Raw genomic sequence first — 16,957 nt, 5'->3', positions numbered from 1 at the left:
ACCGTGGACGGTTAATCGGGCATTTTTATGGCTGTTCATTCGGGGTCCTCGAAGCATTGGTTTGGGTTGCACCTCCAATTCTCCGGGTAAACCCCGAGTGAACAACCTACTGGAAGATCACAGCTAGAGGGAGGGTCGGTATGTTCTGGCAGGAAGACAGGGACGAAGACAAGCCCTTCGTGGTGCCCGATGACATCGTCGACGTGAATTTCCGCGTCGACTGCCGCGCGTTGCCGCTGGACCATGCCCATGCGTTGTCGAGTGCCCTGCTGGCGGCCCTGCCCTGGCTGGCCGAGGAGCCGCGCGCGGGCATTCATCTCATTCATGGCGCCGAGTCGGGCAATGGCTGGATGCGGCCCGAGGATGTCGAGAACGCGCTGCTGCACCTGTCGCGGCGCACGCGCATGACCCTGCGCCTGCCGCGCGAGCGGGTGGAGGACGCCGAGGCGCTGGTGGGGCAGGTGCTGGACATCGACGGCCACCGGCTGCGGGTCGGCGAATCGTCGGTGAAGAAGCTGAGCCCGCTGTCCACCCTGTTCGCCCGCCACGTGGTCGTCGATCCTGCCCATGACGAGCAGGCCTTCCTGCAGGCAGTTGCGGGCGAGATCCAGGCGCTGGGCGTACCGGTCACCAAGCTCATGCCGGGCAAGTCGCATGCCTTCCGCATGCCCGACGGCGTGGTGCACACCCGCAGCGTGATGATCGCCGACCTGGATCCCGAGCACGCGGTGCGGTTGCAGGAGGAGGGCATCGGGCCGATGCGCAAGATGGGCTGCGGGCTGTTCATTCCGCACAAGGGCATCAAGGCGGTCAACGCCAAGGGTTGATATCAGCATCTCCTGAATTTCCAAAATTCCGGAGATGCGGTATAGTGCGCGCCCGCGCGGCCGCCCAGCGGTGGTCATGCCCCGTCGGGGAGCCGGCCGGGCCGCTGCTGACCACGGGCAGCTCAGGCAAGCGATTTCGTATCAGACCCAATCCAGATCAGGGGAGAACCATGGCATACGAAGTGAACGGCAGAAGCGTCGAGTGCGACGCCAATGGCTATCTGGCCGATCCCAACGACTGGGACGAGGATGTGGCCCGGGTGATCGCGGCAGCGGAAGGCGTGGAGCTGACCGAGAAGCACTGGGATGTCATCAACTATCTGCGAGACGAGTACTTCAACAACAACCAGAACCAGCCCAACGAGCGCACCATCCTCAAGGACATGGGCAAGAAGTGGGGCAGCAAGCCCACGACCAAGGACATGTACCGACTGTTTCCGCTGATGCCGTCCAAGCAGGGCGCCAAGATTGCCGGCCTGCCGGAGACGCGCCGCAAGGGCGGATACTGATTCCTCCCAAAGGGGATATGGCCGCAGGGCTTGCGCGGGCGCTATAGTTCGCCCAGCCCGATTCCACGAACCAGCATGGCACCGACTTGTGCCGGAGGCGAGAAAGATGAGCGAAAAGGCTGAATTGATTAGAAAAATGCTCGAGATGCAGAAGAAGTTCATTGCCCACGAGCATGAGCACGGACTGGATCCCCGGGAATACTGGGCCCCGAATTCCGGCGAAGACCTCGAGGGGTATCGCGAGGAATACATGAGCACGGCCATGAAGGTCGTCGAGCTGGCTCACCAGGAAGTCGGCTCCCAGCCCTGACCCCCGCCGGGCTCGGGCACAAAAAGGCCGCGTTCGCTGAACGCGGCCTTTTTGCATCCGGGGTCCGGGCGCGGTGCCGGCCTCCCGGCTCAGAGTTCGGCCCACATGCGGACCAGGTTCACGTAGCTGTTGCTCACCCAGGCGGTCTCGCGGCTGTCGGGGTCCCGGGCCAGCAGGCCGTCCCGGGCGCGGGAGAGTTCGTAGAGCAGCTCGCGGCGTGCCGGTTCACGGATCATGCTCTGTGCCCAGGTCACGGCCACCAGCCGCGCTCCGGCGGTCACGGGTGCGACCTGGTGCAGGCTGGACGAGGGGTAGACCACCGCCGAGCCGGCCTCGCCCTTGATGCGCTGCTCGCCGAAGCTGCCGCGGATGACCAGCTCGCCGCCCTCGTAGTCGCTGGTGTCACTGATGAACACCGTGGTCGAGACATCCGAGCGGTAGCGCTGTCCGGCGGGTCCCATGACCGGGTCATCGACATGTTCGCCATAGGTCATGCCTGGGGTGTAGCGGGCGTAGTAGGGGGCGGCGACCCGGTGCGGAAGGACGGCGGCCTGGTAGTCGGGGTGGTTGACCAGGGCGCGCATCAGAATATTGTTGAGGCGGCTGTAGCGGTCGGTGTCCTGAACCATCTCCTCGTTGTGCTTGACCCGGGCCGCCTCGCGGCCGGCCGACAGGGTGCCGTTTTGAAAGCGGGCATCGGCCAGCAGCTCGCGGATGTGCCTGAGGGCATCGGCATCGAGAACATCGGGAATGGTCAGCAGCATGGGGCAGAGGCTCCGCAGCCGGGATCACGGCGATCGAAAACAGGACGGACCGCACGCGGTCCGCTGGAGAGAGCGATGATACTGAATGTGCATATCAGCGAACAGGTGTTTCCCATCGAAGTGCCGGAGAGCCTGGTGTCCGAGGCGGCCGAATTCTTCGACAGGATGGACAGCGACCTGGATCGCGGCTACCAGATGAGCCGGACCTGGGTGGACAATCCGGACCACATCATGCGGTGCCAGATCGCCGCCGACAAGATGGTGACCGCCATGGAAACCGAAAACGAGCCGCTGAAGATGATGATGGCGGCCTACATCGTCAGCCGCCTGCCCAACGTCAGCGATGTCTACATCAGCATCGAGGGCAACATGCTCGAGCACGAATTCGAGACCCGTGGCTGATCTGTTCTCCGTCACCGCACCGTTGGCCGTACGTCATGCCGACGGTACCCGCCGGGTGATGGTCGAGCGCTTCGCCCATCCCGAGGGCCTGCTGTATTTCGAGCCCTTCTGGCACCTGCAGCGCCCCGCGGCCAGGGGCATGCACCTGTTGCGCGGCGACATCCGGGGCGAAGGGCCCTGGAAGATCGATGATGCCGTCATCACCGTGCTCGGCTGCCATGGTACGGATGCCGAGCTGGCCGGCGCCTGGGCCGAATGGCAGGCCTTTCTGGAGTCCGGGGCGCCCGGTTATCCCGCCCCCGAGGCGATCGCTGCGCTGGCCGAGGCGTACAGCTAGCCCGCATATTGCACCAGGGCGGAAGCGGGCTAGGTCGCGGCCGCATAGCGGGCTACGCGCCGCACGGCTCACGCCTCACCACTTTCTCCATCACCCGATGCCGAATGCTGTCAAACAGCAGCGGCCCGGGTCCTGCATCCACATAGCCGCGTCTGGCATAGAAACCGACGGCCCCCTCACGGGCGTTGAGGCGGATGCGTATGCAACCGATGTCGCGCGCGGCCGCTTCCAGGCTTGCCAGCAGGGCGCTGCCGACACCGCGGCCCTGCCACTCCGGCAGCACGGCCATGTAGCGGATCTGCCCGCAGGCCTCGTCTACGGCGTGCAGGCGTCCGGTCCCGATCAGCCGGCCGTCGGCAGCCTCGGCGAGGCGATGTACGGCCGTGTCGTCGAAGACGTCACGCTCGCTGCCGCGCGGCTGTTGCCAGGGCGCGCGCAGGAGCCGCCAGCGCAGGGCCAGGCAGGCCTCGAGTTCGTCGGGACTCCGCGGGGCGCGAACGCGGAATGCGGGTGCGTTCACCTCAGGCGAACACCACCCAGGTGGTGGCGATGTACTTCACGCCCTCGTGCAGCTCGGCCGCGCGGTGCTCGTGGGTCCAGAAAGGCGGGAACAGGATCAGCTTGCCGGCCTCCGGCGTGACCTTCAGGTCCTGGTAGAGGAACTCGGTCTCGCCGCCGGGGCCGGGGACGTCATTGAGATACCAGAGCGCCACCAGCTGGCGCTGGCTGAATTCGTGGCTGCCGCCGTCGATGTGCCAGTGGTAGTACTCGCCGGGCAGGTAGCGCTGGATGGCGTAGCCCATGTCCTTGAACGGCCCCTTGAAGTAGGGGAAGTGCTCGCGAAACTCCAGCATGGCCATGCCCAGCGAGCGGAACAGGTTGTTGTCCACGTCCTTCCAGTGCGGCTTGCCACTGACCACCAGGTCGGTGGTCTTCTTGACCGACTGGTCCTCGTGAACCGTCTGCCCGATGCGGCCCTTGTACTGCTCCTCCTGGTGCGCCTCGAAGCGCTCGATCATGTCGCGGCAGAGTTCGACCGGAAGGGCGTTGCGCTTTTCGAAGATGAAGCTGTTGGGGGCCAGTTCGCGCAGGGTCCTGAGCGGCGCGCGTTCGCTGCTGTGCTGGGGCATGGGCGGGCATCGTCCGGGGCCGGGGCGGCCCATTGTCTTACAGGGCGTTGTCGTCGATCAAGCGCATGGCCGCCTCGCCGCCGGCGAGCCCCTCGGCGGCGTGATGGGCGAGCAGGGCCTCGGCGAGCTGCTGCCAGTGGGGCACGGCCAGTTCCAGATAATCATGGAAAGCCGTGGCATCGCCGCTGGCGTGCCAGTCGCGGTAGGCGGCCATCAATCGTGGCGCCAGCTCCCGGCGCAGCGGCGTGAGGGTGGCGAAGTAGAAGTGCAGGCTGGCGTCCGCGCTGCGTTCGAGCAGGACGGGGAGGGTGGACAGGGCATCGGCGAGATGGTCACGCACCGCGCGCAACTGCAGTTCCAGCCGCGAGCGCGGCAATTCGGCGAGCATGGCCTCCCAGCCCTCGCCCAGCCGCGCGCCGGCCTCGATCTCCCCCATCTCGTGCAACAGCATGGTCTCGATCTCGTTATCCGCCATGGCATCGAGGGCGCCCTCGAGATCGCCTTCGAAGTCGTAGCAGCGGATGGCCCGTCCCATGGGGTTGTCGAGGCGGTTCCAGCGCCACTCCTCGTATTTTTCCCAGATTAGGCGGCGCAGCGATTCGCGGCGTACGAAGATGGTACCGCCGCGGGTCATGGCCGGCGGCGCAGTGAGATCGCGCGCCAGCTCGGTGCCGGCGATCATCAGCCGGAAGCGGGGGCGTTCCTCGGCATGTTCCAGCTTGCCGAGGAAAAAGTGCGGCTTGCCGTTGTGGCCGATGCCGGCGCTGTAGACCAGACCGTGTTCGAGCAGGCGCGCATTGACGGCGTCGGCATCGAAGGGGTCGTATTCGCTGCCGTCCAGCGGCAGGGAGGCGAAGCCCTGGTCCCCGATTTCTTCCCACAGGGCCTCGCGCTCGCGCAGCCAGTCGCCCACGGCCTCGCCGGGGAGGGGATCGCCGAAGCCGTAGCCCTTCTCCCAGCGATACAGCTCGCGCATCTTCATCAGGTAAACGCAGAGGGTATAGTCGCCGGCGTGGGCAGCGTCGGCGATGTGGCAGTTGTGCTGGACCCGGGCCTGGAACCGGGGGAGGTCAAACGGCATGATACGGCTCCGCGAAGGCGGTCAAATCCTGAGTGAATTAGTATACAATTGCGTTCCGCCCGCGCGCCACCGGGCCTCCGGGCAGCTTATCGAACGGATAATATGCGTCAAGTTTATGCTCTATCCAGTTATTATTTCATATAAAAGTTGAGGTTTTACCGTGCGAGTCAAGACCCGCTGGAACAACAAGGACAAGGAACGCAGCATTCAGGAGACGGCCAGTGCCCTGGCCTTCAACGCCTGGCGCATCTGTCAGCGCGCGCTCCTGAATCTCGAGAACGAGGGTTTCCAGACCGACACCCAGGCCGACCGCCTGGCGGTCATCAAGGAATTCTCGACCTTTCTGTTGCACGTGATCGACCGGGTCGCCTACCAGCGCATGGACGACGAGGAGCGGGCAGCGTTCGTGACGGCGGTGGCCAGGCGGCTGGCCGACTATGTGCAGGACAACGGCCGCGACCTGCTGGGGCCGGGCGACCATCGTGGTCCCTACATCGAGTTGCTGAACCGGCGCATGGACGAGTTCTCCGAGTTCGGTTTCTCGGACTTCGAGCCGAGTTTCCAGATGACGCGCTATTTCGGTGACCGCCTTGCCGAGACGCTCGGGCCGCGGCAGCGTGAATGGGTCAGCACCCAGATCATCGACATCGAGGTGCCCGAGGCGCTCAAGACGCTGAAGCGGGTCATGAACAGCATGGTGCCGGAACTGCCGCCCGCATCGGCGGACCAGTCGGCCTGAGGACCGGCTCGCGCGTCTCGTCAGGGGCTGCGTTGCTGAAGGGAAGAAAGAACGCCACGGAACCCGCTGAACCCACGACAAGGTAAAGACGCGTTGCGGCTTGTGTGGCCGGCCGCAGGGATTCCGGGGGATGCGGTGGATTCCGTGTCCCGGCCCGCGACCGGGTCGGCAGAACATGAAAAAAGCGGGCTGATGCCCGCTTTTTTCATGTGCCAGGAACAGGGGCTTACTTCTTGATCCAGGCCTCGAAGCCGGTCGGATCCTTTGCCTTGCCCTTTTCGTAACCGGCTTCGTATGCCTCGGTGACGCGCTGTTCCTCGCGCTCGGGGTTCAGCCAGTAACCGGATTCCCATCCGATGATGTAGTCTTCGTCGACACCAGCCTGTTCCATCTTGGTGACAGCATCGTAGTAATCCTGATGCGGGTTCATGTTGCCTCTCCTTCTCGCGTTTGACCTCAGTTAACCGGGTATTTTCCTAAAACCTCGACAACCAGACAATCCCTCGCAAGGTGCCGCCCCGTTTTGCAGCAGGGTGGCGGTTCAGGTTGCCGCCTCGAAATGCGCCAGCGCGGTGCCGGAATCCAGCGCCTGACGGACTGCGTCCGCCGCTGACGGCAGGGAGTCGTGGCGTCCGAGGTGCTTGAGCACCAGGGTGCCCGCGTAAACCAGACTGTCGTAGGTCCCGCCTCGCTTGCCCCTGAGGGCGGCCAGGCCGTAATCGGCAGCGATGGCCGCGACCGCATCGGCGTCGATGGTGGTGGCGATCTCGTCGCCGCGCACCGGTGCCGGCGGCGCATCGTCCGGGATGGGCACCGCGCGGGTGGCGGACTCGATGCCGATCTCGGCGGCCTGCGCCTCGTAGAAGGTTTCCCCGCCCTTGTCGTGGTAGTACCAGATGCGTGCCGGCTGCTGCAGCGAGGGAATGATGCCGCCCTCGACGCCGCGCGCCAGCAGCAGGCTGTCGAAGCCGGCATGACGGGCCAGCTCGGCATAGATGGGCGGGTAGGCCTTGTGCACGAAGCCGGTGTAGAGGTGCGTCTTCTCCCGGCCGCGGACCGGACCCACCAGCACCTCCACGGTGGTAATGACCTGGCGCTTGACCATGCGCTGGCGCAGCGGGACCAGGTCGTGCAGGGCGGGGCAGTAGGCGCTCTGGTCCAGGTAGGCCCAGCCGGCGTCTGCGTTTTCGATCAGCGCAGCGGCCTGTTCCGGGCTGCGGCTGACGTCCACGCCGGCGGCCTTGAGCACCTTGTAATGGGTGATGCCGTACTTGGGGCCGACCTCGTTCAGGCCGTGGGACACGGCAGGAACGCCGCAGGCGGCCAGCACGGCGGGCAGAAAGGGCGAGGCGGGCACGCCGCGGGTGTAGCCATCGTAGGGATCGGCCACGTCGACCAGCTCAGCGACGTTTGCGGTGACGCGGTTGGAGGCGTCCATGATCGCCTGCAGCACGCCCTTGTTCTCCTCGTGCGTCTCGCGCTTCATGCGCAGCGCTATGAAGAAGATGGCCGTCTGCACCGGATCGGCCTTGCCTTCCAGGATGAGTTGCATGGCCTGGCGGGCCTCCTCGAAGGAGAGGTCCTTGCTGTATTCGGGGCCGGTCGCAACCTTCTGGATGCAGCTCCGCATCGCGATCAGGGCGTCTGTGTCGACCTGGGCATTCATGCCGGATACCTGTACCTTTGCCGCTTCGGGACGCGCGGGACCCTTCCGGGTCCTGCCAGCCGGTGCCGCAGTATACAGCCGCGGGCCAGGTCACCGTATATCCCCATGGAGGGATATAAGCGCTTGCTGATAAAAGGGGCGCGTGCCCGGCCCCTGCTCATGGGGGATATTCCGCTGCCCCAGGCTTTTGCGATAAACTATTGTATTTACTTACGAAGATCAGGGGCATCGCACGGCATGCCCGGGAGCAGAGCATGAACGAGGATCAGGAAGTCGATTTTGCCAGCGCCATGGCCGCCTTCGAGGCAAAGCATTTCGCTCGCGCGGCCCAGATGCTGCGGCCGTTTGCCGAGCAGGGCAACGCCGAGGCCCAACATCGGCTGGCGATCATCTACCAGAATGGCCTGGGCATGGCCCGCAACGACGAACTGGCCTTCAAGTGGATGAAGGCCGCGGCCGAGCAGGGGCACGCGCTGGCCCAGCATGGTCTCGGCTTCATGTATCTGGAAGGCGAGTGTGTGGACAAGGACGGCGCCGAGGCGGCCAGGTGGTTCCGCAAGGCCGCCGACCAGGGCCTGCAGGGTTCCATGACCACGCTGGCCATGATGTACGAGCAGGGCAATGGCGTGGAACAGGACCTGGAAGAGGCGAAGCGGCTGTACAAGCTCGCCGGTTTCGACGACGTCGTCTGAGTCACCCGCCTGCCCATGGAACTGTCCGCCGAAGATGCGCTGCGCCTCAATGTCATGCTGGCCAATGAGCTGCACGCGGTGCGCATCGACGAATCCTCGATGACCGTGTACGGCCTCTCGCCCGCGGGCGAGACGGCCATCCGCCTCAATCCCACCTGTCGCGACGAACAATACATACGCCTGGTCAAGGAGACCCTGTCCAGTCATGTATTGGGTTCGCCGGGGGGGTATCCGGTGTATCTCAAGCGCTGGACGCGGATGGGGCAGGCGCGCGACACCAGCCTGGAGAAGCTGCTGTTGCTCGGCGAGCCGGAAGCCGTGGTGGCCGTGGTCCATGCCCCGGGACTGACCGGCGAGATCGCGCGCCGAGCCTGGTGGGCCATGCCCACCTCGGACAATGCGCGGCGCATGCTGGCGCGCGAGGCAGTGGCCCGGTCCGAGATTGCGCCCACCCTGGCCGAGTTCCTGATCGAGTTCCTGCCCTTCGAGGAAAGCCATCAGGCGATGATCGAGAGCGTGCGCCTGGTGCTGCAGCCGGGGCTGATCGACCAGGACACGCGCGACAAGCTGTGGGCCAAGGGCCGGCACAAGAACACCTATTATGTCGGCTTCCTGCATACCACGCCGGACGAGTTGCCCGAGCGACAGCCCCCGCATCCGCTGCACAAGGCTGCCGCGGCGCTGGGCGAGGGTCCGCAGGCCGACTTTCTGCGCAAGCTGCTGGACGTGCCGGGGCAGTCCTTCCTGCACACCGCGGAGATCGTGCTGAAGAAGCCCAACAACCAGGATGTCGTGGTCGAGCTGATGGAGGCCATTCGCAACTGGTCGGCACCGCTGGCCGCGGACGGCCCGAGACTGCAGGATATCGACGCCCTGCGGGCGCAGGCGAGCGGCCGGGTCGGCCAGGAGCCGGCGCTCGCCGCCATGGCCTCGGCCGTCCCGGAACTGGTACCGGTGATCGAGGCCGCCTGCCTGGTGTCCGGCGTGGGCGAGCGCCTGGTGGCGCCCGTGTTCGCGCGCACCGATGCCATCGGCAGCGTCATGCGCCGCAAGCTGGCCCACATCACCGAACCGATCGTCGAAGCCTTTGGAGTGCTGCGCGGCCGATGAGCCTGCATGTCGCCAGGGTCGCGATGAATCTGGTGGTGCGGCTGCCCGAGCACGTGTTCGAGCGTCACCTGCCGGCCTCGCCCTATGTGGTCGGCGAGGCGCTGGCCGACGCCGTCATCGCCCATGTCCGCGAGCAGGGTCTGGGCTACTACCCGGCGCTCGACTACCTGCGTGAACAGCAGGTGCTGGAGCCGGACCTGATCGAGGCCGCGGAGAACATCGGCTGGTTCGCATCCAACCTGGTCCGCGACGAGGTGCGGCGCAAGCTGCGACCGGTGTTCTCCAACGTCGCCTTCCAGACCCAGCAGGTGCTGGCCTTCACCCTCCCTGCCGTGCGACCCGGCCAGCCCAACAGTCGTGCCGAACTCATCCGCCACTACACGCCAGACACCGTCAAGGTGGGGCTGCTGCTGTCCATGCTGCGCAAGGTCGACCAGCCCGAGGCCATGGCGCGCTGGGCCAGCAACACCACGCATCGCTGGCTGAAGAACAGCTTCGAGGACTTTGCGGTGACCAGTGCCGAGCCGGTGTGAGGCTCAGCGCAGCATCAGGATCAGCAGTGAATTCGTAGGATGGGCAAAGGAGCGCAGCGACGTGCCCATCAGCATCCCGTGACCGTCATGATGGGCACGGCCCTTCGGGCCTTTGCCCATCCTGCCAAGTCCGCTGTTCCCGGGCTGGGATGTCGATAGGGATTCGGCTGCCTGAAGCTAACGTACCATCAGGATCAGCAGCACCACGAATCCCACCACCAGCGCCAGCGGCACCAGCGCGGCCTTCCAGTCTTCGGCGGTGCCGCGCGGGCCGTTCCGGAGCAGCTCCATGGCGCGGGGCCACAGCAGGATCACCATCAGCCCCATCAGCAGGGCGCTGCCGATCTTGAGCCAGAGGGAATCCATGGTCGTCGGGAGGGGGAGGCCGGCGGCCCCGTGCGGGGCCGCCAGCGAAGCCGCTCAGTCGTCGCCGGAGAAGGCGCCGAGCAGCTGCAGCAGGTGCAGGAACAGGTTGTAGATGTCGAGATACAGGGCCACGGTGGCCATGATGTAGTTGGTCTCGCCACCGTTGATGATGCGGCTGGTGTCGAACAGGATCAGGCCACTGAAGATCAGCACGGCGATGGCCGAGATGGCCAGCGACAGTGCCGGGATGGCCAGGAAGATGTTGGCGATGGCCGCGACCAGCACCACGATCAGCCCCACGAACAGGAAGCCGCCCAGGAAGCTGAAGTCCCGGCGCGTGGTCATGGCATAGGCCGACAGCGCCATGAAGATCACGCCGGTGCCCCCGAGCGCCGTCATCACCACCTGGCCACCATTGGGAATGGCCAGGTACATGCTCAGGATCGGCCCCAGCCCAAAGCCCATCAGGCCGGTGAAGGCGAACACCACAGCCAGGCCGGCACCGGAATTGGCCGTGCGCGGCAGCACCAGCCACAGCAGCAGGAAGGCGATGCCGACCGAGACCAGATAGGTCATGGGTGGCATGTTCATGGCCATGGACAGGCCGGCCATCCCGGCGCTGAACAGCAGCGTCATGGACAGCAGCATGTAGGTCTGACGCAGTACCTTGTTGGTTTCGAGTGCGGAGGTTTCCGCGCGGGAAAACATGGGTTGCGTGTTCATTCGGTTTGCTCCATGGGTGAATTCGGTTCCGATCGCTTTGACCGGCGACTCTGGAATGAGTTCAGCATACCTGGGTGACGGCGGCCCGACAACCACATTCCCTTTCATTTTCAAGGTGATCAGTCCTGTGTGCCGGAGCGGAGGAAGGGCGGATTCCCGGCTGCCTGTTCCGGCACGGTGTTTGCTGGGATCCTCCAGCCTGTCGGGAAATCGGCGGCAGGGCGCATTGCGTGGAGGAGATGCATGCCGAGTCTGCGTTGCTTTCTGCTGGGACTGCTGCTTGTCACGGGAGCGGCCATGGTGTCCGCCGCGTCATCGCCCGGCGATTGGGCTGCATGGGAACGGCGTAGCCTGGAGGAGGCGGGCGACCCGGAATTCGATCTGGCGTTCGCGGTGGTCGCGATCGAGACCGGTCACCCGAATCGGGCCGTTTTTGCGCTCGAACGGGTACTGCTGCTTGAACCCTGGAATCATCGTGCCCGCCTGGAACTGGGGCGGGCCTTTCATGTGCTCGGCGAGCATGCGCGGGCACGCGCTGCCTTCGAGGCCGTGCTCGAGGCCTCGCCGCCGCCGGCCGTCGCCGACAAGGCACGGGCCTGGATTGCGGCCATCGAGGCCCGCGAGCGCCGGGAACGTCTGCACTGGAGCGGTAGTGTACGACTCGCCGCAGGTGCCGATTCCAACGTCAATGCCGCCACGGCCGACGACAGGGTCCGCATCCCCGCGCTGGGCGAGTTCCTGCTCGACGAGGGCGCGCGCCGGCGATCCAGCGGCTTTCGGGAGCTGGCAGCGAGTGCCTCGGTTCGATTGCCGCTGAGCCGTCACCGATCTGTGTTTGCGGACCTGACCCTGTCCGATCGCGGCAATTTTTCCGCCCACGACTTCGATCTGCGTTCGCAACAGCTTCGGCTTGGCGGAGAATGGTCCAGCCAGCTCGGCCGCTGGCGCCTGCCGTTCGAGGTCCAGTGGCTGCAACTCGATGGCCGTGCCTATCGTCGCCTGCTGCTGGTGGGACCCGAGTGGTCCGGGTCCGTTCGGAAGCGCCCGCTGAGCCTGTTCGTCAATCTGGGCAGGCAGGTCTATCCGCAGACGCCCAGCCGCGACGGGCGCGTTGCGCTGGCGGGTGCCAGTGCGCCGCTCGCGGCCTGGGGTCGGCATCGTCTGCTGGGCGCCCTGAACATGGGCAGCGAGTCGGTGCGCAGCGCCTCGGGCGGACACAATGGCCGGCGCTACGCGGCTGTTGCCCTGCAATGGGACATGAGGGCGCGGCCGGGCTGGCTGTTGTCCGCTCGGGGGGACTGGCAGCGCGCGCTGCACAAGGCCACCGACCCCGTCTTTTCCGTGCGCCGCAGGGATGCCTGGCGCGCGATCCGTCTGCAAGCGAGCCACCCGCTCGATCGCCGCTGGATCTTCCGGGCCACCCTTTCGCTCGCCGACAATGACTCGAACATCGATTTCTACGCCTACCGGCGTGGCCAGTTGATGCTGGGCTGGGAGGCGCGCCTGCAATGAGGAGGGGACGCATGGCAACCGGGGCAAGCCTGCTGGGACTGTGTCTGGCGTTGTTGCTGTCGGCGGCGCCGGTGGCGGCCGTCGAGCCGGAGCCGGCAGGGCGGGTGATTCTGGCTCGGGGTGAGTTTCATGCCGAGGATGGCGGCGGCCGCCGCTCACTTGGGCGTCGTTCACCGGTGTACGAGGGTGACACCCTGGTCACCGGCGCCGATGCCCGGGCCCAGGTACGCCTGACCGACGGGACGCTGCTTTCCCTGTACCCGGAAACCCGGCTGCGGCTGGAGGCCTATCTCCGCGATCCCCGCCCCGACGCCACCGAGCGCAATGTGTCACGGCTCCTGCAGGGCGGGTTCCGTGCCATAACCGGCCTCATCAGCAAGCGGCATCCGGAGGCTTACCGCGTGGAGACGCCGGTGGCGACCATCGGGGTTCGGGGAACCCAATACGAGGTGGTGCTCACCGAAGGGCTCGATGTCGGCGTTCTCGCCGGCCGGGTGGTGGTGGAGAATCCGGCCGGACACATCGAGCTGGGTGCAGAGATGCCCTTCCGGTTTGCACGGGTGCCGGCACCCGATCGTCCGCCGGTCGGGCAGCTCCTTCCGCCCCCGGCATTGCGTCAGCCGGGGGGCGAGGGCCCACCCCGTGGCAGGGTGCGGCCGCCTCGAGCACCTCGCCGTCTGCCAAGCGCTGCACCGCTGCCCGAGGGGGAGCCCCCACCGGCCGACGGCGGCCTGACCGGGGACGCCAGCCAAGGTTTCCTTGCGCCGCCGGAACTGCAGGCCGGGCAGTTCTCCCTGGTGACGCCCCCCGACAGTGTCAGCGATCTCCAGGTGATCGATCGTCGCCTGACGGCCCTGGAGTGGGACCGACTGTGGAACGAACGGTACTTCGGGATGGTGCTCTGGCCCCAGCCCCAGGGGCCCAGGCTGGTCGGCGGGCATGCGATTCAAGACATTCCGGGCGGGCGACCGGTAATTACTTCAACCGGGTTTCCACCCTTTGCCCCCGAGTTTGCCGGTGCACCCCTCACCGACGTGTATCGCCGGGGGCAGGCGGGGCTGGCGGTCAGCAACCTGATCACGGTCGATGCCGGGCACCGGGTTCACTGGGGCATCTGGAATGGAAGCGCCGACCCCGTCCTCGACCTGATCGATCCCCTGGATCCGGGCCGCGTTCGCCCCATCCCGGAGAAGGTGATCTGGGCCACCGTCCTGCCGACGCCACCGGAGGTACTGATGCTCCGCAGTGACCAGGTGACGCTGAACCAGGTGGCCGGGGCCCTGGGCGCCTCCTCGCAGGGACCGATCGGAATCGGCGATGTCACGCTTAGCCTGGACATCGACTTCGCCAGCGGCCAGATCAGCAACGGGCGTCTGAACGTGCTGGCGAGCCCCGACCTGTGGCAGGTCGATTTCGACGGCAAGGTGAGGGGTTCCTTCGCCGAACTGAACCTTTTGCCCTCGAGTCGTGTCAACGGCAATCCCGTCGCGGGACAGGTGGGCGGCGTGTTCACGGGAGCGCAGGGTCAGGCACTGTTGCAGGCATTCGATCTGCTCGATGGCGCCAATCCCGCCCGCTGGGCTCAGGGCATGGTGCTGGTCAAGTAGCGGTCACTTCACTGCGCGCTCGAAACTGCCATCCCAGTCGGCGGGCGGCGGGTTGCGGGTCAGCTCCTCAAGCCGCCGGCGGTACAGGGCGAGCAGTGCATCCGGCACCAGGCCTGCGGCTTGCCCCAGCAGCACCCGGGCATCTTCCCAACGCTGTTGGCGGAAGGCCATCAGGAAGCCTTCCCAGTCTGCCAGCTGTTCCGCCTCCATGGCCTTGTCTCCCGGTCGACTGGCGAGCGGCTCGAATACCTCCACGGCCTCCTGCTTGCCCTTGACCCGAATCCGGTCGAGCGGACGGAAGCGGAGATCGGTCGCCAGTTCGGCGGTGCGCGGCCCCACCACGATATCGACCCCGTAAAGGCGCGTCAGCCCCTCCAGCCGGGCGCCAAGATTGACACTGTCACCCAGCACCGTATATGTGCGCCGGTAGCACGAACCCATGTCGCCGACGTGCATGGGGCCGGTGTTGACACCGATGCCGAGGCGCAGTTCCGGCAGCCCCTCGCCGCGGAACTGCCGGTTGAGCCGCTGCATTTCGTCGCACATGGCCAGCGCCGCGGCAACCGCGTGCACAGCGTGTTCCGGGTCGGCCACCGGTGCGTTCCAGAAGGCCATGATCATGTCACCGACATACTTGTCGATGGTGCCACCATGCTCGAAGATGATCCGGGTCATGGGGGTGAAAAAGCGATTGAGCAGGCGGCTGAGTTCTTCGGCTTCGAGTGTCTCCGACAGGGTGGTGAAGCCGCGGATGTCGGCGAACAGCACGGTCATTTCGCGGGTCTCGCCGCGGTCATGATGGTGTTCCGGCGATTCGGCCATGCGCGCGACGATCTGCGGCGGGACGTACTGCCCGAACAGTTGCTGCAATTCCCTTCGTGACCGGGATGCCCGGGCGAACCCGGCGATCGCGAACCAGCCAGTGAGCAGGACGATCACCAGCAGTGGCGTGGCCATGGCCAGCGCGAGCCCCTGGGTCTGCCACAGCCAGAGGTTGCCGGCCGTCAGCAGTGACCCCAGCCCGCCGGCCAGCAGCAGCAGCGAGGCCGCGGAGACTCGGGGCCCCACCCACACCAGCAACAGGCCCAGTGCCGCGATCAGGGAGGCGTTTGCACCCTGTACCCAGTCGGGCTCGGTGAGCAGCCGGCCGGCAAGCAGACCGGCGAGCAGGCTGGCGTGCACCTCCACCCCGGGCAGTGCGCTCGACACGGGCGTCGGGCGCAGGTCCGACAGCCCCAGTGCGCTGGTTCCGACCAGCACGATGCGCCCCGCCACCTGGTCCGGATCGAATCCACCCTGCAGTACCCGCCAGGCCGCCAGCTGTGCGAAGCTGCCCGCCGCGCGGAAAGGCACCAGCGCGGTGCCATGCGGATCGGTGGCCAGCAGCGAGTCGGCCAGGCGCAGGCCCGTGATCACCGGCCCGGCGGCCGTCGTCGCGGTCTCGATTGCCGGCCGCTCCGAGAACAGGAAGGTTCCGGCCGCGGCCAGTGCCAGCGAGGGATAGACCTGCCCGCGGTAGCGCAGCAGCAGCGGGACACGGCGGATCACGCCGTCGTCGTCAGGTATCACGGTCACGAAACCATGACCGCCCGCCGCAGCCGACAACTGCGGCAGGTTGAAGGTGGCGCCCGGCAGCTCCGGTACCGGCAGTGCGCCGAGCGGCGGACCGTCGGTGACAAATGCAGGTGGTTCGAACGGTGGCGGGGACTGCACGGTCGACTGGGTATGCAGCACGAAGCCGAGCACAGTGTCGGATCGGCCTATGGTTGCGGCGAGTCGGGCATCACCGGATGCGGGGGCGAGGTCGGCAAGCCGTTTGCGCAGCGGCTCCGGCAATGCAGGATCGGTCAGCAGCGGTTGCAGATCGACTGCTGGGCGTTCCACCTCTCCGAACACCATGTCCAGGGCGATCACCGCCGCACCGGCGTCGACGAGGCGTTCCAGCAGTTCCGCAATACGTGTCCTCGGCCAGGGCCAGCGGCCGATCCGGGCCAGACTCTCTTCATCCACGCTGACGATCAGGATGTCCGGATGCGGCTCCGGATGTTCCTCGAGCAGCAGACGCAGTCGCAGGTCATAGGCGAGATGCTCCAGACGATCACGCACCGTTGCCACGCCGGGGTGAGCCGTGACCTGAAGCCAAAGCCCGAACAGCGTCAGCAACAGGCCGACGCCGCGAATGGCCTGGCGGGGATTGATCGAATGGTTCATGCCGAGGCTATCGGCCGTCTTGTCGGAGGTTGGAGCCTGTCCGCCGATGTCCGCGGGGCGAAGACCGGATCCCGACCCGCGGTGGCAGCACAAACGAACGACTGGTCAACCCCTTACGGCTCCAGTATGCTAGCCCGCATATTGCATCAGGGCATCGCTGGGCGGTGTGCAGAAGCTTGTCCCCGAAGGCGATGGCCCCACTTTTTCGGACCCGGCACAGCCGGCCGATGGTGCCATGCGGGCTGGCCGACCCGTTCGGCCGAGATGCCCGCCGACCCTTCCCGGGGTGGTTCCCCGCTGCCGTGCTCCCTGCGAGGCCGCGCGACGGTGCCGGTGGCCGGGATACGATTTTCGGGAGAGGTGGCAGAGCGGTTGAATGCAACGGTCTTGAAAACCGTCGAGGGTTAACGCCCTCCGTGGGTTCGAGCCGAGCGAGCG

The 16,957-nt window shown here is 66.3% G+C and carries 20 protein-coding genes; 11 read left to right on the top strand and 9 right to left on the bottom strand.

Annotated features, from left to right (window positions below; translation table 11 throughout):
* The first annotated feature begins 140 nt into the window (after window positions 1-140).
* From cas6 to MVF76_RS11515, 3 genes are all read left to right on the top strand, one after another.
* Window positions 141-827 carry a type I-MYXAN CRISPR-associated protein Cas6/Cmx6 gene (gene cas6, locus MVF76_RS11525; protein ID WP_297529265.1) on the top strand — a complete coding sequence of 229 codons (687 nt, stop codon included), beginning with the start codon at window positions 141-143 and terminating at the stop codon, window positions 825-827.
* Window positions 828-997: 170 nt separating this feature from the next.
* Window positions 998-1,336, top strand: coding sequence for a TusE/DsrC/DsvC family sulfur relay protein (locus MVF76_RS11520; RefSeq protein WP_297529264.1), 339 nt, complete (start codon window positions 998-1,000; stop codon window positions 1,334-1,336).
* Between the two features lie 106 nt (window positions 1,337-1,442).
* Entirely contained in the window at window positions 1,443-1,646 is a 204-nt protein-coding gene (locus tag MVF76_RS11515; RefSeq protein WP_297529262.1) for a hypothetical protein, read from the top strand.
* An 89-nt stretch (window positions 1,647-1,735) separates the two neighbouring features.
* Here MVF76_RS11515 and MVF76_RS11510 read toward each other — a convergent pair whose 3' ends face one another.
* Complete coding sequence (locus MVF76_RS11510; RefSeq protein WP_297529260.1) at window positions 1,736-2,410, bottom strand: Fe2+-dependent dioxygenase; 675 nt, start codon at window positions 2,408-2,410, stop codon at window positions 1,736-1,738.
* Between the two features lie 75 nt (window positions 2,411-2,485).
* On the opposite strand from MVF76_RS11510, the gene MVF76_RS11505 reads away from it, so the two are divergent.
* Both MVF76_RS11505 and MVF76_RS11500 read left to right on the top strand, forming a co-directional pair.
* Window positions 2,486-2,812 (top strand): hypothetical protein, encoded by a 327-nt coding sequence (locus MVF76_RS11505; RefSeq protein ID WP_297529258.1) that lies wholly within the window; start codon window positions 2,486-2,488, stop codon window positions 2,810-2,812.
* On the top strand, window positions 2,805-3,149 hold the full coding sequence (locus MVF76_RS11500; RefSeq protein ID WP_297529257.1) for a hypothetical protein: 345 nt from the start codon (window positions 2,805-2,807) through the stop codon (window positions 3,147-3,149). The genes MVF76_RS11505 and MVF76_RS11500 overlap by 8 nt, the downstream gene beginning before the upstream one ends.
* Window positions 3,150-3,201: 52 nt before the next feature.
* Here the strand turns inward: MVF76_RS11500 and MVF76_RS11495 are convergent, their stop codons facing one another.
* The 3 genes from MVF76_RS11495 to MVF76_RS11485 are packed head-to-tail and all read right to left on the bottom strand — an operon-like array spanning window position 3,202 to window position 5,360.
* A complete protein-coding gene (locus MVF76_RS11495) occupies window positions 3,202-3,669 on the bottom strand; it encodes a GNAT family N-acetyltransferase (RefSeq protein ID WP_297529255.1) in 468 nt (155 codons plus the stop codon).
* 1 nt (window position 3,670) lies between these two features.
* Window positions 3,671-4,279: a 2OG-Fe(II) oxygenase gene (locus MVF76_RS11490; RefSeq protein ID WP_297529253.1), complete on the bottom strand. Its 609-nt coding sequence runs from the start codon at window positions 4,277-4,279 to the stop codon at window positions 3,671-3,673.
* Between the two features lie 37 nt (window positions 4,280-4,316).
* Window positions 4,317-5,360, bottom strand: coding sequence for an Sfum_1244 family protein (locus MVF76_RS11485; protein ID WP_297529251.1), 1,044 nt, complete (start codon window positions 5,358-5,360; stop codon window positions 4,317-4,319).
* Window positions 5,361-5,520: 160 nt separating this feature from the next.
* Here MVF76_RS11485 and MVF76_RS11480 point away from each other — a divergent pair, with 160 nt between their 5' ends.
* Complete coding sequence (locus MVF76_RS11480) at window positions 5,521-6,099, top strand: hypothetical protein (protein WP_297529249.1); 579 nt, start codon at window positions 5,521-5,523, stop codon at window positions 6,097-6,099.
* A 226-nt stretch (window positions 6,100-6,325) separates the two neighbouring features.
* Here MVF76_RS11480 and MVF76_RS11475 read toward each other — a convergent pair whose 3' ends face one another.
* The gene (locus tag MVF76_RS11475; RefSeq protein WP_297529247.1) at window positions 6,326-6,529 is read right to left on the bottom strand and encodes an Alvin_2107 family globule sulfur oxidation protein; all 204 of its coding nucleotides are present in this window, start codon (window positions 6,527-6,529) and stop codon (window positions 6,326-6,328) included.
* Window positions 6,530-6,640: 111 nt separating this feature from the next.
* Window positions 6,641-7,765, bottom strand: a complete 1,125-nt coding sequence (locus MVF76_RS11470; RefSeq protein ID WP_297529246.1) for an anthranilate phosphoribosyltransferase — start codon at window positions 7,763-7,765, stop codon at window positions 6,641-6,643.
* Between the two features lie 254 nt (window positions 7,766-8,019).
* Between MVF76_RS11470 and MVF76_RS11465 the strand changes: the two genes are divergently transcribed.
* From MVF76_RS11465 to MVF76_RS11455, 3 genes are read left to right on the top strand one after another with little or no spacing between them, the layout of a single operon-like run.
* Window positions 8,020-8,457: a tetratricopeptide repeat protein gene (locus tag MVF76_RS11465; RefSeq protein WP_297529244.1), complete on the top strand. Its 438-nt coding sequence runs from the start codon at window positions 8,020-8,022 to the stop codon at window positions 8,455-8,457.
* A 15-nt stretch (window positions 8,458-8,472) separates the two neighbouring features.
* Entirely contained in the window at window positions 8,473-9,567 is a 1,095-nt protein-coding gene (locus MVF76_RS11460) for a sulfur reduction protein DsrS (RefSeq protein ID WP_297529242.1), read from the top strand.
* Window positions 9,564-10,100, top strand: coding sequence for a hypothetical protein (locus MVF76_RS11455; RefSeq protein WP_297529240.1), 537 nt, complete (start codon window positions 9,564-9,566; stop codon window positions 10,098-10,100). Before MVF76_RS11460 ends, MVF76_RS11455 begins: the two co-directional genes overlap by 4 nt.
* Before the next feature lie 177 nt (window positions 10,101-10,277).
* On the opposite strand, the gene MVF76_RS11450 is transcribed toward MVF76_RS11455, so the two are convergent.
* Together MVF76_RS11450 and MVF76_RS11445 are read right to left on the bottom strand one after the other, a co-directional pair.
* A complete protein-coding gene (locus MVF76_RS11450; protein ID WP_297529238.1) occupies window positions 10,278-10,466 on the bottom strand; it encodes a hypothetical protein in 189 nt (62 codons plus the stop codon).
* A gap of 54 nt (window positions 10,467-10,520) precedes the next feature.
* Window positions 10,521-11,189 (bottom strand): Bax inhibitor-1/YccA family protein, encoded by a 669-nt coding sequence (locus MVF76_RS11445; RefSeq protein WP_297529236.1) that lies wholly within the window; start codon window positions 11,187-11,189, stop codon window positions 10,521-10,523.
* Window positions 11,190-11,432: 243 nt separating this feature from the next.
* Here MVF76_RS11445 and MVF76_RS11440 point away from each other — a divergent pair, with 243 nt between their 5' ends.
* Window positions 11,433-12,701, top strand: a complete 1,269-nt coding sequence (locus tag MVF76_RS11440) for a porin family protein (protein WP_297529234.1) — start codon at window positions 11,433-11,435, stop codon at window positions 12,699-12,701.
* Between the two features lie 11 nt (window positions 12,702-12,712).
* Window positions 12,713-14,308, top strand: coding sequence for a FecR family protein (locus MVF76_RS11435; RefSeq protein ID WP_297529232.1), 1,596 nt, complete (start codon window positions 12,713-12,715; stop codon window positions 14,306-14,308).
* A gap of 3 nt (window positions 14,309-14,311) precedes the next feature.
* Here MVF76_RS11435 and MVF76_RS11430 read toward each other — a convergent pair whose 3' ends face one another.
* A complete protein-coding gene (locus tag MVF76_RS11430) occupies window positions 14,312-16,519 on the bottom strand; it encodes a CHASE2 domain-containing protein (protein WP_297529230.1) in 2,208 nt (735 codons plus the stop codon).
* Window positions 16,520-16,957 lie beyond the last annotated feature (438 nt).

The sequence above is a fragment of the Thiohalobacter sp. genome (genome assembly GCF_027000115.1).
In the GTDB taxonomy this organism is placed as follows: domain Bacteria; phylum Pseudomonadota; class Gammaproteobacteria; order Thiohalobacterales; family Thiohalobacteraceae; genus JALTON01.
Note: the sequence above shows the minus strand (reverse complement) of the source record. Positions and strands in the feature narration are given on the sequence as shown.

Excerpts from the sequence above, each read along its gene's own strand:
- MVF76_RS11465 (WP_297529244.1), top strand. The coding sequence starts at position 8,020 with ATGAACGAGGATCAGGAAGTCGATTTTGCCAGCGCCATGGCCGCCTTC.
- MVF76_RS11505 (WP_297529258.1), top strand. The coding sequence starts at position 2,486 with ATGATACTGAATGTGCATATCAGCGAACAGGTGTTTCCCATCGAAGTG.
- MVF76_RS11490 (WP_297529253.1), bottom strand. The coding sequence starts at position 4,279 with ATGCCCCAGCACAGCAGCGAACGCGCGCCGCTCAGGACCCTGCGCGAA.
- MVF76_RS11460 (WP_297529242.1), top strand. The coding sequence starts at position 8,473 with ATGGAACTGTCCGCCGAAGATGCGCTGCGCCTCAATGTCATGCTGGCC.
- MVF76_RS11470 (WP_297529246.1), bottom strand. The coding sequence starts at position 7,765 with ATGAATGCCCAGGTCGACACAGACGCCCTGATCGCGATGCGGAGCTGC.
- MVF76_RS11515 (WP_297529262.1), top strand. The coding sequence starts at position 1,443 with ATGAGCGAAAAGGCTGAATTGATTAGAAAAATGCTCGAGATGCAGAAG.
- MVF76_RS11445 (WP_297529236.1), bottom strand. The coding sequence starts at position 11,189 with ATGAACACGCAACCCATGTTTTCCCGCGCGGAAACCTCCGCACTCGAA.
- MVF76_RS11430 (WP_297529230.1), bottom strand. The coding sequence starts at position 16,519 with ATGAACCATTCGATCAATCCCCGCCAGGCCATTCGCGGCGTCGGCCTG.
- MVF76_RS11485 (WP_297529251.1), bottom strand. The coding sequence starts at position 5,360 with ATGCCGTTTGACCTCCCCCGGTTCCAGGCCCGGGTCCAGCACAACTGC.
- MVF76_RS11510 (WP_297529260.1), bottom strand. The coding sequence starts at position 2,410 with ATGCTGCTGACCATTCCCGATGTTCTCGATGCCGATGCCCTCAGGCAC.
- cas6 (WP_297529265.1), top strand. The coding sequence starts at position 141 with ATGTTCTGGCAGGAAGACAGGGACGAAGACAAGCCCTTCGTGGTGCCC.
- MVF76_RS11475 (WP_297529247.1), bottom strand. The coding sequence starts at position 6,529 with ATGAACCCGCATCAGGATTACTACGATGCTGTCACCAAGATGGAACAG.
- MVF76_RS11450 (WP_297529238.1), bottom strand. The coding sequence starts at position 10,466 with ATGGATTCCCTCTGGCTCAAGATCGGCAGCGCCCTGCTGATGGGGCTG.
- MVF76_RS11435 (WP_297529232.1), top strand. The coding sequence starts at position 12,713 with ATGGCAACCGGGGCAAGCCTGCTGGGACTGTGTCTGGCGTTGTTGCTG.
- MVF76_RS11455 (WP_297529240.1), top strand. The coding sequence starts at position 9,564 with ATGAGCCTGCATGTCGCCAGGGTCGCGATGAATCTGGTGGTGCGGCTG.
- MVF76_RS11440 (WP_297529234.1), top strand. The coding sequence starts at position 11,433 with ATGCCGAGTCTGCGTTGCTTTCTGCTGGGACTGCTGCTTGTCACGGGA.
- MVF76_RS11520 (WP_297529264.1), top strand. The coding sequence starts at position 998 with ATGGCATACGAAGTGAACGGCAGAAGCGTCGAGTGCGACGCCAATGGC.